The 13436-nt window shown below is 46.0% G+C and carries 18 protein-coding genes; 1 reads left to right on the top strand and 17 read right to left on the bottom strand.

Annotation, left to right across the window (positions count from 1 at the left end; genetic code table 11):
* Positions 1–26: 26 nt before the first annotated feature.
* The 4 genes from bshB1 to BBG47_RS05560 form a co-directional block, all read right to left on the bottom strand.
* The gene (gene bshB1 / locus BBG47_RS05575; protein WP_394358355.1) at positions 27–728 is read right to left on the bottom strand and encodes a bacillithiol biosynthesis deacetylase BshB1; all 702 of its coding nucleotides are present in this window, start codon (positions 726–728) and stop codon (positions 27–29) included.
* The gene (locus tag BBG47_RS05570; protein ID WP_021254659.1) at positions 725–1147 is read right to left on the bottom strand and encodes a methylglyoxal synthase; all 423 of its coding nucleotides are present in this window, start codon (positions 1145–1147) and stop codon (positions 725–727) included. Before BBG47_RS05570 ends, bshB1 begins: the two co-directional genes overlap by 4 nt.
* Positions 1148–1244: 97 nt before the next feature.
* Complete coding sequence (gene dapB / locus BBG47_RS05565) at positions 1245–2048, bottom strand: 4-hydroxy-tetrahydrodipicolinate reductase (RefSeq protein WP_065290867.1); 804 nt, start codon at positions 2046–2048, stop codon at positions 1245–1247.
* A gap of 45 nt (positions 2049–2093) precedes the next feature.
* Positions 2094–2477: a MazG nucleotide pyrophosphohydrolase domain-containing protein gene (locus tag BBG47_RS05560; RefSeq protein WP_021254661.1), complete on the bottom strand. Its 384-nt coding sequence runs from the start codon at positions 2475–2477 to the stop codon at positions 2094–2096.
* 200 nt (positions 2478–2677) lie between these two features.
* On the opposite strand from BBG47_RS05560, the gene BBG47_RS05555 reads away from it, so the two are divergent.
* Positions 2678–3547, top strand: a complete 870-nt coding sequence (locus BBG47_RS05555; RefSeq protein WP_065290866.1) for a YitT family protein — start codon at positions 2678–2680, stop codon at positions 3545–3547.
* 243 nt (positions 3548–3790) lie between these two features.
* On the opposite strand, the gene BBG47_RS05550 is transcribed toward BBG47_RS05555, so the two are convergent.
* The 13 genes from BBG47_RS05550 to BBG47_RS05490 all read right to left on the bottom strand — a co-directional run bounded on the left by BBG47_RS05550 (position 3791) and on the right by BBG47_RS05490 (position 13373).
* Complete coding sequence (locus BBG47_RS05550; RefSeq protein WP_065290865.1) at positions 3791–4627, bottom strand: sporulation protein YpjB; 837 nt, start codon at positions 4625–4627, stop codon at positions 3791–3793.
* Positions 4628–4668: 41 nt separating this feature from the next.
* Positions 4669–5328, bottom strand: a complete 660-nt coding sequence (locus BBG47_RS05545; protein ID WP_065290864.1) for a DUF1405 domain-containing protein — start codon at positions 5326–5328, stop codon at positions 4669–4671.
* Positions 5329–5453: 125 nt separating this feature from the next.
* A complete protein-coding gene (locus tag BBG47_RS05540; protein ID WP_065290863.1) occupies positions 5454–6332 on the bottom strand; it encodes a menaquinol-cytochrome c reductase cytochrome b/c subunit in 879 nt (292 codons plus the stop codon).
* Between the two features lie 15 nt (positions 6333–6347).
* Positions 6348–7019 carry a menaquinol-cytochrome c reductase cytochrome b subunit gene (qcrB, locus tag BBG47_RS05535; protein WP_005546984.1) on the bottom strand — a complete coding sequence of 224 codons (672 nt, stop codon included), beginning with the start codon at positions 7017–7019 and terminating at the stop codon, positions 6348–6350.
* Between the two features lie 20 nt (positions 7020–7039).
* Positions 7040–7576: a Rieske (2Fe-2S) protein gene (locus tag BBG47_RS05530; RefSeq protein ID WP_065290862.1), complete on the bottom strand. Its 537-nt coding sequence runs from the start codon at positions 7574–7576 to the stop codon at positions 7040–7042.
* A 173-nt stretch (positions 7577–7749) separates the two neighbouring features.
* Entirely contained in the window at positions 7750–8196 is a 447-nt protein-coding gene (locus tag BBG47_RS05525) for a DUF2487 family protein (RefSeq protein WP_065290880.1), read from the bottom strand.
* A gap of 133 nt (positions 8197–8329) precedes the next feature.
* Positions 8330–8509 carry an IDEAL domain-containing protein gene (locus BBG47_RS05520; protein WP_021254668.1) on the bottom strand — a complete coding sequence of 60 codons (180 nt, stop codon included), beginning with the start codon at positions 8507–8509 and terminating at the stop codon, positions 8330–8332.
* A 24-nt stretch (positions 8510–8533) separates the two neighbouring features.
* Positions 8534–9040, bottom strand: a complete 507-nt coding sequence (locus tag BBG47_RS05515) for a gamma carbonic anhydrase family protein (RefSeq protein WP_021254669.1) — start codon at positions 9038–9040, stop codon at positions 8534–8536.
* Between the two features lie 84 nt (positions 9041–9124).
* Positions 9125–10282: a hypothetical protein gene (locus BBG47_RS05510; RefSeq protein WP_065290861.1), complete on the bottom strand. Its 1158-nt coding sequence runs from the start codon at positions 10280–10282 to the stop codon at positions 9125–9127.
* Positions 10283–10504: 222 nt separating this feature from the next.
* The gene (locus tag BBG47_RS05505) at positions 10505–11113 is read right to left on the bottom strand and encodes a histidine phosphatase family protein (RefSeq protein ID WP_065290860.1); all 609 of its coding nucleotides are present in this window, start codon (positions 11111–11113) and stop codon (positions 10505–10507) included.
* 23 nt (positions 11114–11136) lie between these two features.
* The gene (locus BBG47_RS05500; RefSeq protein ID WP_021254672.1) at positions 11137–11733 is read right to left on the bottom strand and encodes an anti-sigma factor family protein; all 597 of its coding nucleotides are present in this window, start codon (positions 11731–11733) and stop codon (positions 11137–11139) included.
* A 1-nt stretch (position 11734) separates the two neighbouring features.
* Positions 11735–12316, bottom strand: a complete 582-nt coding sequence (locus BBG47_RS05495) for an RNA polymerase sigma factor (RefSeq protein ID WP_021254673.1) — start codon at positions 12314–12316, stop codon at positions 11735–11737.
* Positions 12317–12599: 283 nt separating this feature from the next.
* Positions 12600–13373, bottom strand: a complete 774-nt coding sequence (locus tag BBG47_RS05490; protein ID WP_065290859.1) for a prolipoprotein diacylglyceryl transferase — start codon at positions 13371–13373, stop codon at positions 12600–12602.
* Positions 13374–13436 lie beyond the last annotated feature (63 nt).

Genomic DNA, 13436 nt, shown 5'->3' with positions numbered 1-13436 from the left:
TGAAAACCGGCCTTTTTGAACACGCACTATAAGAAAAGAGATACCGCAAACGGGCCTTTCACGACAAACCCTTCCGCATACTCAAATCCGCGAGTCTGACCAAGCAGCGAATCTCGTGCAGCAACCCGCTCCACATAATTTTGATTCAATGGAGTTGCGACAAAGTCATTGTCGCCATCTGGCTTCATAAACTGAGAGCGATATGCTTGAAGCGACTTCCGCTTCTGATCATATACATCAGACACATCAACCAGAACTTGAGAAGCAGCAACATCATTAATAAAGTAATAATAGACTTGCTCAACCGTATGTGCAGGCAGCTCTGGCATATAACGCCGCAGCTTTGCATTGAACACTGCTTCCTGAACAATGCGGCTGCAGGCAATATGGTCAGGATGGCGATCCTCCCAGTAAGGCATGAAGACAATACGAGGACGATGATTGCGAATAGCGGTTACCACCGCATCGATATGCTCCTTGCTTACCTGTAAACCGCGATCAGGAAGGCACAAATTACCGCGTGCCGAGAGCCGCAAGATTTCTCCTGCTTCCCTCGCTTCCTCTCTGCGCAGCTCTACCGTACCATTCGAGGACATCTCCGCTTCAGTCAAATCGCAAATGCCGACACGATACCCTTCCTTCGTATGCTTGGCAATCGTGCCCGCCATGCCGATCTCGACATCATCAGGATGCGCTCCGAATGCAAGAATGTCGAGAGTATTCATCATTCTTCCGTTCCCGGCTTATATTTATGTGTCAGTTCACGCCATGCGAAGTCGCCGCGTTCAAGCGCCTTAACAAGAATTTCTGCTGTCGCAATATTCGTTGCAACTGGAATGCCCTGCACGTCGCATAGGCGAAGAAGAGCAATAATATCCGGCTCGTGAGGCTGAGCCATTAACGGATCGCGCAAGAAGATAATGAAGTCCATTTCATTTTGCGCAACAAGTGCGCCGATCTGCTGATCGCCGCCGAGCGGGCCAGACTGGAAGCGATGAATATCCAGGCTTGTCTGCTCCATAATGCGCAGCCCTGTCGTACCCGTTGAATATAATTTATGACCTTGGAACACTTTTTCATATGCGATAACAAAATTAACGATTTCATCTTTTTTGCGATCATGTGCAATAAATGCGATATTTAGCATGTCTATCCCTCCGTTGTGTGTCCCCTGCTCACATTCATTTTGATGCTATCTAAAAATACAAATGCCTTCAGCATTAATAGAAATTGAAGTCAATTGATCAGTCATCAAGCAGGTGCTCGAAGCCGTATACCAATTGCTCCAGATTCATTACCTTCTTGACTGCCATATTCACACCTGGCATATACCCTGCACGCTCATAGGAGTCGTGACGGATTTTAAGAGATTGCCCATAGCCCCCGAAGATAACTTCCTGCTGAGCAAAGACCCCTGGCAAGCGTACACTATGAATACGGAATCCGTTGTAATATCCGCCTCGGGAACCCTCGATCTTCTCTTCTTCATTCGGATTGCCTTGGCGATGCTCCGCTCTTACCTGAGAGATCAATTCTGCTGTCTTCACAGCAGTTCCGGAAGGAGCATCGAGTTTCTGATCTCCGTGATATTCAATGATCTCGAGATCCGGGAAATACTTGGCCGCTTGCTGTGCAAATTGCATCATAAGAATGGCCCCAATAGAGAAATTCGGCGCAATCAGACCACCAAGCTTCTTCTCTTGGCAAAGTTGCGTCAATTGCTCAATCTCTTCCGGCTGGAAGCCTGTTGCCCCAATAACAGGGCGAACTCCATACTCAATTGCAAGCATCGTATTCTTCATTACGGCCTGCGGGATCGAGAAATCAACCATGACATCTGCTTCTACCTTCTGCAGTGTCTCTTCAACATCTGCTGTAGTTGTAACACCGCATGCAGGTAGACCTACTAGCGTGCCCGCATCGATAGCGCCCGCTGACGGTGCAATTGCTGCAACAAGTTCCAAGGACTCGTCCTGCAGTACCATTTTCACAACTTCTCTTCCCATGCGTCCGCTTGCACCCGAGACGGCTACGCGAATTCGTTCCATTTTATGTCCCCCCAACTGCTCCAATAATGATATGTTTTTTTGCGATTATGATTCGTTTGATGTCTGTTCATCAATCCGTGTCCATCGATTCGCGTCACGTGTATTGAACTTGTGCATGCAGGCATCATGAGCCTTCGTCAAGTCGATACCGAGCGAGTTCGAGAAGCACAACAGAATGAACAATATATCTCCAAGCTCCATCTCAATGGAGTTGTCTTCTTCTGAAGCCTTCTTCGGCTTCTCCCCATAGCGATGATTCACTTCACGCGCCAATTCCCCTACTTCTTCAGACAATCGGGCAAGCATCGCAAGGGGGCTGAAGTAGCCTTCCTTAAACTGTGATATGTAGTCATCAACTTCCTGCTGCATTTGCGCGAGTGGCTTGCTGCGCAGGGAAGTGAGGAAAGACTTCATCTCTGGATTTGTCATACGATCCCCTTCTTTATTCATGCAAAAGTGGTTTGAAATGAATGAAATCTGCTCCCTATATTGAGGGTAACGAATTCGTTACTTTCTGCTACTATGTTATCGTATCACCGTCTGGAAAACAAATGCTTTTTATCTGCTTCGTAATCCGATATACTAATGAACGAATGAGCATCTTCCTGCCTAAAGGAGCCTGAATACTTTTGAAATCGACCATTGTTCAACGCATTTGGAATACGTTTCTCCCGATAACGGTTGGAACCGCGATTTTTGCATTTGGATTAATTTACTTCATCATGCCTAACCAGTTGATGGAAGGCGGCGTTACAGGAATTACCGTTCTATTGAATTATGCAGCAGGTATTCATCCATCAATCTCTACGCTAGTTTTGAACATCCCACTGTTCATCATCGGATGGAGAGCACTTGGCATGAAGCAGCTGGCACTTAGTTTTTACGGTGTTCTTAACCTCACATTCTTCCTATGGTTGTTCGAGCGTGCAGTCTCCATGCATTGGATTTTACCATTTCAAACTTCGAATGACTTCATTTTGGCCACCTTGTACGCTGGCGTTACCGTAGGAACAGGACTCGGTATTGTCTTTCGATTCGGCGGTACTACAGGTGGCGTCGACATCATCGCCAGGATTGCGAACCGTAAATTCGGTATCAGCATGGGGCAATTCATCCTTATCCTCGATATATTCATCATAGGGGCTGCTTTGTTCTATATTCCTAAGGAAAAAATTCTATATACGCTCGTTGCTGTATTCATTTCCTCTAAAGTCATCGATTTTATTCAAGAGGGAGCATATGCAGCCAAAGCATTCACCGTTATCTCTGATCATTCGCAGGAGATTGCGGATGCGATTACAAAAGAAATGGAACGCGGGGTCACACTTATTCCAGCAGTAGGAGCATATTCCCGCTCTCAGAAGCAAATGGTGTACTGTGTCGTTAGCCGCACAGAAATTCGCCGCTTCAAAACGATCGTAAAAACAATCGATCCACGGGCATTTATTGTTGTGAACGATGTTCATGATGTGCTTGGTGAAGGCTTTCGAGAGGAGTAGCAGAAGAAGTTAGAGGTTCAGCCTTCGCGAACACTAGAAATTCCCATCCCACTGCCTGCTCAGCGTTCTTCATAAAGTCATTTCTTAGCCCCAAATAAACAGACCTCGAAGCAAGCCTGCTGTCGCTGGCCTATATCGAGGTCTACTGTAAGATAGGCATTCCTAGAAGAATTCGCCCATCCCATCCTTCATTCTTTTTTTCATTCCTTGCCTGTCCGAACGACATACTGATATTACTGCCTTCTACCTCTTACTATTGCGGAAGTTCCCTGGACGAATAGCATATTGTTCATAGCGATACTTCTGAAAACCTACATAAGCCAACATCATGCATACGATAAAGGCCAGCATAAAAATCCACTGAAACGGCATCGGTGTATAAGCAAGCGGCCCTAATGTCGGGTTCGCCTTACTCGAACCGAATAACTGGATCAGCACCGAGTCCCCATATTTATTTAATGCCTGATTTGCTTCCTTAGGACTGTGTTTTCCCATTATTGATTCACGGATAAGTTGGCTTAACGACTCCATCATCTCAATCGTCTGCACATCTCGCTGGATGGTCGCAGCAGGACGAATCCGATCAATATGCTCCAACCAGCGGTTGGCATAGGGAATCCATTCTCCCTTATTATCCGTAGCAAGCAAGCGTGCCATATCATCCCGCAGCACCTGCTCGTATTGAAGCCACATCGGTTGCTTCGGATTGGTTAAAGCGTCCGTAGCAAGGCGCAATCTGGCCGATGCACTCATCAATTCCTCTTGCTTCAATTGAATGGAAGGCAATATCCGCTTCACTTGTACGATTGCATCGCTAAGTGCACGTACCCCCTCAACATTTGTCACATCATTGAATGTTGTCTCCGTGAACAGCTTCCCCATAGCCTGAACCGCTTGCTGTATTTTCTCGATCTCTCCTGCAACGCTCGCCCGATAAATCTGTTCTGCATACTGATCTAGCTGCTTCCACTTCTCGCTCGCCGTCTGAACCGGATCAGCAGCAAGTCGAGACCCCGCATATGTAAAATCGGGCAGTCCTAGGTATCCGAGAATACATAACACAACCATTACCGCACGCATGTACATCCCTCCCCCATCATCGTATGGGAGGATGTCCACATTTAGAACATAGCTTCCTTCGATATGTTCGTTCTTTGGTCTCGATAGCGCATTGCTAGCCATGTCATAACGACACTAATCCCTGTCCATGTAAAAGTAAAAATACATACTGCAGGCAGTTCATTTACTAGCGTATACGGAAGCCATGGGTACACCCCAGCACTGTAATCAACGGTATCATTAAGCCATGTCCAGCACGCTGCCAGCGTCAGCGCCGCACTGCCAAATGCAAACAACCGGACAAATAACAGCCCTTCAACCGCCATCGCCAAATGTGAACCAATTAGCATCCAATCCTGCCATACCATTGGAGAACCCAAATAAGCTCCAGCGACAATCATGACACATGCCCAAATCCCATATTTAATCGACGTAACAACACCTAACGCTTCAATAATACGTTTTGCAATCATGCCGAATATGGTTCGAGGCTGCGGCCGAAATAGCAAAAATCCAATACTGATCGTAAAGAACAGACTTGCCGTAGGACTATCTGGAACGAAGATCAATTGCCATGCAGGATGGTGCTCCCACGTATAGATCAACTGGTTTTTATACCAGTAGTAACCGTAAATTGTTCCAATAAGATTGCTCCAAAACAATAACCATAATACCCATCGCTGCGAAAGAAAACGTGTGCTCATTACTGATAACAAGTTCATAATTGCTCTGCTCCGATTATTAGGAATATTAAGTTCGTATGCATTTCTAGGGTGTCAATTTCTATGTAATATTAGAATAAGACCTGACTGCACTTTTGGCAATCAGGTCTGTCACACGTTTGAATCTATTGTTTTGCTGCCTTCTGCTTCGAGAGCCAGTCGGCAATATGTTCGATATCTTGGTCATTCAGGCCTTCCTTCTTGGCTGCTTCCACCATAGAAGGCATTCCGCCTTTACCATCCTTAATGACCGTTAAGATCTCATCCTTGCTGAGCTTGTCGCCAATACCAACAAGGGCAGGGCCCGCAGCACCCTTCATATCAACTGCGTGGCAGCTTAAGCAGCCAACCTTCTTCATGTTCGCAAATGCTGGATCATCCTTTTCAACGATGGCGATGCCTTTGCTTGGTTTTGGCTGGTTAGAAGCCTCACCCTTCTCAGCAGCCTCACGTGCCTTTTCCTCACGCTCGACATGCTCTGGTATCATATTCTTCTCAGCCATCTCGGCCTCATAGTGAACCCAAGCGACTCTTGTCAAATATACACATGCGATCAATGTCAAAATCATCATTGAGGATGCGATTGGGCGGCGATAGAATCTGCGTTCCTTCCCTGTATCGAGGAATGGAGCAAGCAGCAGGCCTCCGAATGCAAGACCAGGGACTAACACCGTACCGATAACAACATAACTTCCTGATGCATATGGATACTTCAAGAACTGATAGAGAAATAAGAAATACCAGTCTGGAATCGGAACGAACGCCGCGTTATTCGGGTTCGCCGGATAACCGAGCGGTGCAGCTTCCGAGATCGTTAATACTAGAAAAGCGACCAGTGCCACACAGCCAACCATCCACTCTTTCAACAAGAAGTTAGGAATGAAGGCTTCGGATTTCCCCGGAAATGAGGTGTAATCCGGTTGTTTGATTGTGGTTGTTCTCTTCTTAACACGAGAGTCGCCAACAAAGACGACTTTTTCTTCTTTGGAATTCCCATGTGCCATCTCGTTTCCTCCTCCTTATAGCGGTCCCGAAATGCCTTGGCGTCTAATCATGAAGAAATGCGCTCCAAGCAAGGCAAGAAGTGCCCCTGGCAGGAAGAACACATGAATCGCGAAGAATCGCGTCAATGTCTGCGCGCCGACGACCGTTCCGCCCTGCAGCAATTCTTTCAAATACGGACCGATATATGGTACGGTATCCGCGATCTCCATGCCGACCTTAGTTGCAAAGTAAGCTTTGTTGTCCCAAGGCAGCAAATAACCCGTGAAACCGAGTCCGAGCATGACGAAGAAGATAAGCATGCCGACTACCCAGTTCATCTCGCGTGGTGCCTTATAGGAACCAGTGAAGAATACACGGAGCGTATGTAATAACATCATAACGATTACTAAGCTTGCTCCCCAGTGGTGCATACCGCGAACAATTTGTCCGAAGGCAACCTTCGTCTGCAAATATTCGACACTGTAGTATGCGTTCACAATATCAGGGACATAATACATGGTCAGGAACATGCCTGACAGAATTTGAATGACTGTAATAAAAAACGTCAAGCCACCGAAACAGTACACGAACGCAGAAAAATGGTGTGCAGGGTTAACATGCTCAGGCACCTCATGATCCGCCACATCGCGCCACATCGGCGTTATATCCAGACGTTCGTCAATCCAGTTATAAACACCTTTAAACATCTGTTATTTACGCCTCCTCGTTATTGCACGTGTTGGTTCGCAATGATATCGCCCAAGTATACAAAGCCATCCTTAACCTGCACTTTGTATTCGTCGAGCGGTGCACGAGCAACTGCTAACTGCTTGCCTTCTTTCGTATAGTGCGCACCATGGCACGGGCAGAAATATTGATCCTTGTATGCCGGATTCTTATTCCAGTCAACCGTACATCCTAAGTGCTTGCACACCGGAGACAATGCAAATATATTGCCTTCCTTATCCTTGCTTATCCATGCCGTGAGCGTTGGAGTACTCTCATACCAGCCATCGACTTGCTTGATTTCGAAGGTAAATTCAGTAGGTGATTCTGAAATCTTGCTCAATTCAGCAACCTTAATGTAATCGCCTTCTGACTTCTTCTGAAGCAACGGATCAACTGCAAACCGGACCATCGGCAGAGTAGGACCAACAAACATGAAAGCACTTGCCCCACCCAGCGTGTATGTAAGAAATTGTCGACGGGACATTTCTTTTCGCGGCTTTTGAGGTGGATGCTCGTTATTCTGCGGTTTACTCATATACTGTCTAACCCCCCTTTACACAACCGTTCTGAGAGCTTGCTATGACGATAATCACATTCTAACTAGGACATCACTATAATATCCCAGCACTATGAAAGCGTCAAGAATTTACCAATATAATTACCAGAATGAACCTTTTTCTTATGTAAAATGTTTGAATATTGTCACATTTATCCTTGAGTTTGTGTGACGCTCCACATATTTTGCACACATATCTTCATCGCAGAACGTACTTGCCCAGCCTCTTCTTCCATCAGCTCAGCAGGAGTAATGACTAGATCCGCGGCCGGAAGCTTATCTGAAGTAAGCGGCAGTTGTGCCGATACGACGACAATATACGCAAATCCCTGGCGTCGGAGTCTGGTGCACAATCCATTCAATAGCCTCAGCTCATCAGCATCAAGCTGCTGAGATACGAAATGGTATGCAGGATAGGTTACCGTTCTTCCTCGGAAAGGTATCTCAATGCCATCCAGCCAGTCGCGCAGCTTCTCCAGACGATACCCAGCTTCGATTGGGGATTCAGTCCCGTTCAGCCCTGTAACTGGCAATATGCACGTGTCCAGATACGGCCCCCATTCTTCCCATTGTTCTTCGGTCAGTTCACTAAATTTCACGACGTCTCCCCCATCTTTTTCCTTGTCATTACTCCCCATTATACTGAAATGAACAAAAAAATGAAGAACCGCAAAATTGCGCTCTTCATTCATAACGATTTGTAAGGCATCCTTTTGGACAAGTTCTTAGAAGCTACTGCAATGTTTTCAATTCGTCCGTCAAGGTTCGGAACGAGGATTCATCCCCTGTTGCGAGTGCTTTGTCGATTTGTTCATATATTTTTTCCGTACGGTATTTCCGTATGGCATCGTCCCATATCATCTCCGCTGTTAAACTTAACATCGCCTCATACGATACCTTCATTTTATCCATAGGATACACCTCCAACCAACACGATTAAGAGATCCTATATTCCTTTCCTTTCACCACATAGTTCTGAGTTGTCCGTTTCATTCGCTCTACATCTTCATCTGTCAGTTCGCGTATGACTTTTGCGGGTGAACCTAGAGAAAGAGTATAGGCCGGTACTTTTTTATTTTCTGTTACGACAGAACCTGCTCCTATTAAAGCATATTCACCAATGTCAGCGCCGTTCAGTACAATAGCCCCCATGCCAATCAATGTACCGTTGCCTATCCGGCAGCCATGTATAATTGCACCGTGGCCTACCGATACATCATCTTCAACGATTAGCGGCTGATTGGCATTCACATGTCCGATAACGCCATCCTGAATATTCGCTCGCTTGCCTATCCGTATGGGTGCCATGTCTCCACGAAGCACCGCATTGAACCACACACTGGATTCAGCGCCAATCGTCACGTCTCCAATCAGCTTAGCGCCTTCTGCCACATATACGGAAGCATCAACAACTGGCAATATGCCTTGATAAGGTATGTACATTCGATAACATCCTCCCGATCGACCATTCCCACATAGCTCTAGCTGCAAATTCACTAGGCATAGGAAATTTTTGGCCCCATCGTATCAATGAGAATGCCTCTTGTCAACATCTAGCTGAATTTTGTCCTCATGCGCGACATAAACACTATCAATAATAAGCTGCCCTCTGCGAGTCGTCTGTATGACCGAACCATACTGCTCATCTTCACCGAATCGAATGACGCCTAGATGAACCAGCATCATAATAATTCGCTGTCTGAATACGGCCTGTGACGAATCAAAGAAGAATGGCCGCACGAACGGGAGTAGAGCCCGCTCCAAGGAATCTAACGTTGTCCACTGCTTGGTACATAACTGAATCCAATGCACGATGGATAACAAATTCGGAATCGCATTCTTGTACAGCTTCAACCAAAATCGATACAACGAAGCAGACGACTCTATCCCCCCGTTAGCGATACGCTCAATCCCCTTCGGTGTACAGCTTAACCGTCCATCGCCTTCCTCCAGCCACCCTTGATAAAAGGCGTAGTCATATAAAAGCGACATACGGTTCGGATAATCATGGAATCTTCTCCCGTATCCAAATCTCCATTCACCACGGGCAATAGGGGCTTCTTGTACGCCAAAGTAATCGAGAAGCTGCTGCTGCGTTTTTTTGTACATAACACCTTCCGCATTAAGCAATACATTTCCGTCCACGATGAATTTCAAAAGCTGTAACACGTCCTCCGCCATTCTTCCATCTTCATCCCGATAAGAGGAAGGGGTATCCGTTTCTGTCAAATGCATCGCGAATGACTGCCTAAGTACATCAATTAATCTCATTTTCAAATCGCTCGGCACTTGGAACAAATACTTGGTTTGATGCGAGCAGCCATTGAACAGCCATCCACTATGCTTAAATTTAGATATCGTTTCACGTGGATGCGGCATTGACGTCACCGCCTGCTGTTCAGCACCAGCATGTTCTAAATCGAACTTTGTCTGCTGCACTCGAGCGATCAATTCCTCCAAGCTAAATGAAGAACGCTTATCAAACAAAATGGAGTTAAGGAACCTAAGCTCTTCAAGCGTCATCTCATTCACATGCTGTTCGAACACATCCCTTCTGCCTAACACTGACAGAATGGACTGAATCAGCTCGTGCTTGGAATGTTCATTGCAGACGCACCCATAACGCTGAGCAATTCGAGTTAGTTGATTAATATCCGCGTAACTGAGCATATCCGCTAAATTCATGCATGACCTCCGTTTCCGTCAGACGTAATGTGCCGAATCCTCGATGTCCATTACTCATTATTGGAATATTTATCACATTTATTCACATTGTCGTAGAAAACATCGAATATTATATAACGAGGAGATTCTCCTCATAGCCCTCAGGCATTTGCTCATGCAAACACAAAAAAGCAGTTCGCTTCACTTCACGTGAAGTCGAACTGCTTATTAAGATATCCTTAATTATCGTGGTTTTGCTGTCAGATCCAAATGGCGGATATGCTCCATGCAATTATAGAGCAGCGGGTGCCAGCCTTCCGAACGTTTTTCTAATATTGAATAGGATAAGTTCCCAATGTGTCCTTGTCTGTCGCTTCCAAATAGAGCAATGTACAATTGAGCCAGCCAGCTCCCATGAGAGACTACTAAGAGATTAGATCCCATATGCTGATTTGCGATATGCTCTAGCGTTTGAACTGCGCGGTACTGAAGTTCTTCATCTTTTTCCTGGCCGAGATCCATCTTCCGCCACTCTGCACCCCAGCGCTGCTCTCGCTCTTCCGGCGTCGTGCCTTCTACGAGACCATAAGCTCGCTCACGAAGTCCCTCTACGGGTGATAGTAATGGAATTTGGAGTGCATCTGCCAGAATCGATGCAGTCTCTTCTGCTCGCTGTAATCCGCTGGATATGACATAATCGAATGGTGCAGTCTCTTGGACGAGGCGCTCTGCCAGCAGCCTTGCCTGTTCACGACCTGTTTCATTCAACGGTATATCCGTCTGTCCTTGTATTTTCCCCTGCGCATTCCAATCGGTTAACCCATGGCGTACCAAACCAATATGTTGTTTCATTGTTACTCCTTCATAGTCATCCGTTATTGACGCACTCGTGTCAACCAGTTCAACAGCAGTAATGCAAACGTCACCCCAAACAATGACAATGCAATCCAATAATGAGGAATCGTCGGAACAACCCGCAATATTGTCGGTTCACTTACATTGCTTGCAACCGGCAATTCAATATCAAATGCATCCAGGCCAGAATGATCACTGCCTGCCAACGCAGTCGGCAGTATCCCACTAACTGCATGAATATTAGACTGTTCATTGCGAATAAGAAGGAAAACAAGAGCACAGAGGAACATGGCCATACAAAAAGCGATTATCCCCGCAATCACTTGACGTGAGCGCAGGGATAACGCATGAGAACGTCTATGTACAGGCATCAGCCAATCTTGTTCCTCATATATGCGATCCATAACGCGACTCGCTGCTGAGCTGCTCGCTTGTTCCGCATCAAGCTCCAACTCAACTTCATCTTCCATCCAATCCATGCTCGCAGACCATACTGCGAACTGCTCCGCACACGCTTCGCATCCTTCCAGATGTCGATCGATAGCTTCACGTTGCGGATCGTCAATAGGCATATCGACATAATCCGATATCCATTCGAGCGCTTCCGCACATTTCATGTTAGTTCATCCCTTCAAGACCAGGCTCCCTTATGTATGGTTCTAACTGGATCTTTACACTAGCTCGAGCCCGGAACAACAACGATTTAACCGAACTTACGGTTTGCCCTAATACTTGGGCAATTTCTTGATAGTCCAGTTGGTCGTATTCACGAAGAATGAGAGCGGAGCGTTGTTTGTCAGGCAACTTGCTGATTGCCTCACGCACCAATTCTACCTTCTCATGCCGCAGCAATGCATATTCAGGCGCCGCTTCCTTCGGCGCTTCCGGAACGATTCCTTGCTCTTCATCAAGTGATACTTGAATGCTTCTCTGCTTACGAAGTTCGCTTAACACGGTGTTGCGCGCAATCGTATACAGCCAAGTCGAGAAAGAGGCATCTGATTCCCTGAACGTATGCAGGCTTCGATATGCCTTGTAAAATGTCTCTGCACACAAATCTTCTGCCAACAGCTCCAACTGGGAATTTTTCAACATATGATAAATAAATGATAGCAATTTGCGTTGATAACGATTCATCAATTCCGCGAAACAGTCTGTGTTGCCGTCCTTGATTTCACGGATGATTTGGGAATCGGTCATGGATTCAAGTCCTCCTTGCTTTCCATATCCATCCCGATGCGCTACCTGAATGGTTATACTCTCGAAGTTAAAAAAAGTTGCGAATCGGAGAAAAATGTTATAAAAGCCTCTATAAGCCTAATGATACGTACTATGGGTATGATCCGTGTCATGAAAACATGACACTCGAGCTTTATCATTTCAAGTCGTATTTTAGCATAATAAAGTCGAAAATTGATTAAAAATTTTTTAAGATTCAGATTTCATTAAAAAATCACCCCCTCAGGAGTGATTCAAGCCAGCCTTACAACGCCGCATTCCGCTGTTTCATCGATTGATAAGTCATGCTAACAAAAGTGATACAAGCCATTGCAAATACGAGCAATGAAATAAATTGAGAAGTCGAGAGCATGCCGACACTTCCACGAATAATATCACCACGGTAGAATTCGATGATAAATCGGCCAAGACTGTAGAGCAGCAGATACAGACTCGCAATGACACCAGCCGTCTTACTGCGCTTCGCTGCATAAAGTAGAAGGAAAAAGAGCGCAAAACTAAATCCACTTTCCATGAGCTGTGTAGGGATCAGGTTCACACCATTAGGCGCGATTTCGGATTCGTGAAACGTAATGCCGAACCATCCATTTGTCTCCTCTCCATAGCAGCACCCTGCCAAAAAGCATCCGATTCTGCCAAAGCCCTGTGCCAAGGCAATGGAAGGAACAAACAGATCAAGATGCTCCATGAAGGACAGACCCTTCACCTTACAATACACATAGCCTGCAAGCACGCCTCCAATAATCCCGCCATAGACGACGAACCCCGATGACAAATCCCATATCATCTCGGGATGATCAATGAGATTATTGCCTTGGGTTATCCAAAATAAGAGCTTAGCTCCCATAAACCCGCCAAGCAGCCCCCAGAGCGTAATCGAAGATATATGGGAGCGCTCTATGCGCTTCTTCTCTGCTCGCCTAACCAATACTTGATATGCAGTAAAAATTCCAATTGCAATCATTAGTCCATATCCATATATGGTGATTGGGCCAATATGGAGCAGATCATTCTTCATCGCAACCCTCATCCTTTCCCCTTCATTCAAGCATATTTGTTGAGGCAGACATACATGTTATAT

This window comes from Paenibacillus sp. KS1 (genome assembly GCF_001680695.1).
Taxonomy (GTDB): Bacteria; Bacillota; Bacilli; order Paenibacillales; family Paenibacillaceae; genus Paenibacillus_B; species Paenibacillus_B suaedae.
The sequence above is the reverse complement of the archived record's forward strand: the minus strand, read 5'-3'. Positions and strand labels throughout refer to the sequence as shown.

Bases quoted from the DNA above. Each gene is read 5' to 3' on its own strand.
- bshB1 (WP_394358355.1), bottom strand. From the start codon at position 728: ATGATGAATACTCTCGACATTCTTGCATTCGGAGCGCATCCTGATGAT.
- BBG47_RS05570 (WP_021254659.1), bottom strand. From the start codon at position 1,147: ATGCTAAATATCGCATTTATTGCACATGATCGCAAAAAAGATGAAATC.
- dapB (WP_065290867.1), bottom strand. From the start codon at position 2,048: ATGGAACGAATTCGCGTAGCCGTCTCGGGTGCAAGCGGACGCATGGGA.
- BBG47_RS05560 (WP_021254661.1), bottom strand. From the start codon at position 2,477: ATGACAAATCCAGAGATGAAGTCTTTCCTCACTTCCCTGCGCAGCAAG.
- BBG47_RS05550 (WP_065290865.1), bottom strand. From the start codon at position 4,627: ATGCGTGCGGTAATGGTTGTGTTATGTATTCTCGGATACCTAGGACTG.
- BBG47_RS05545 (WP_065290864.1), bottom strand. From the start codon at position 5,328: ATGAACTTGTTATCAGTAATGAGCACACGTTTTCTTTCGCAGCGATGG.
- BBG47_RS05540 (WP_065290863.1), bottom strand. From the start codon at position 6,332: ATGGCACATGGGAATTCCAAAGAAGAAAAAGTCGTCTTTGTTGGCGAC.
- qcrB (WP_005546984.1), bottom strand. From the start codon at position 7,019: ATGTTTAAAGGTGTTTATAACTGGATTGACGAACGTCTGGATATAACG.
- BBG47_RS05530 (WP_065290862.1), bottom strand. From the start codon at position 7,576: ATGAGTAAACCGCAGAATAACGAGCATCCACCTCAAAAGCCGCGAAAA.
- BBG47_RS05520 (WP_021254668.1), bottom strand. From the start codon at position 8,509: ATGGATAAAATGAAGGTATCGTATGAGGCGATGTTAAGTTTAACAGCG.
- BBG47_RS05515 (WP_021254669.1), bottom strand. From the start codon at position 9,040: ATGTACATACCTTATCAAGGCATATTGCCAGTTGTTGATGCTTCCGTA.
- BBG47_RS05510 (WP_065290861.1), bottom strand. From the start codon at position 10,282: ATGAATTTAGCGGATATGCTCAGTTACGCGGATATTAATCAACTAACT.
- BBG47_RS05505 (WP_065290860.1), bottom strand. From the start codon at position 11,113: ATGAAACAACATATTGGTTTGGTACGCCATGGGTTAACCGATTGGAAT.
- BBG47_RS05500 (WP_021254672.1), bottom strand. From the start codon at position 11,733: ATGAAATGTGCGGAAGCGCTCGAATGGATATCGGATTATGTCGATATG.
- BBG47_RS05495 (WP_021254673.1), bottom strand. From the start codon at position 12,316: ATGACCGATTCCCAAATCATCCGTGAAATCAAGGACGGCAACACAGAC.
- BBG47_RS05490 (WP_065290859.1), bottom strand. From the start codon at position 13,373: ATGAAGAATGATCTGCTCCATATTGGCCCAATCACCATATATGGATAT.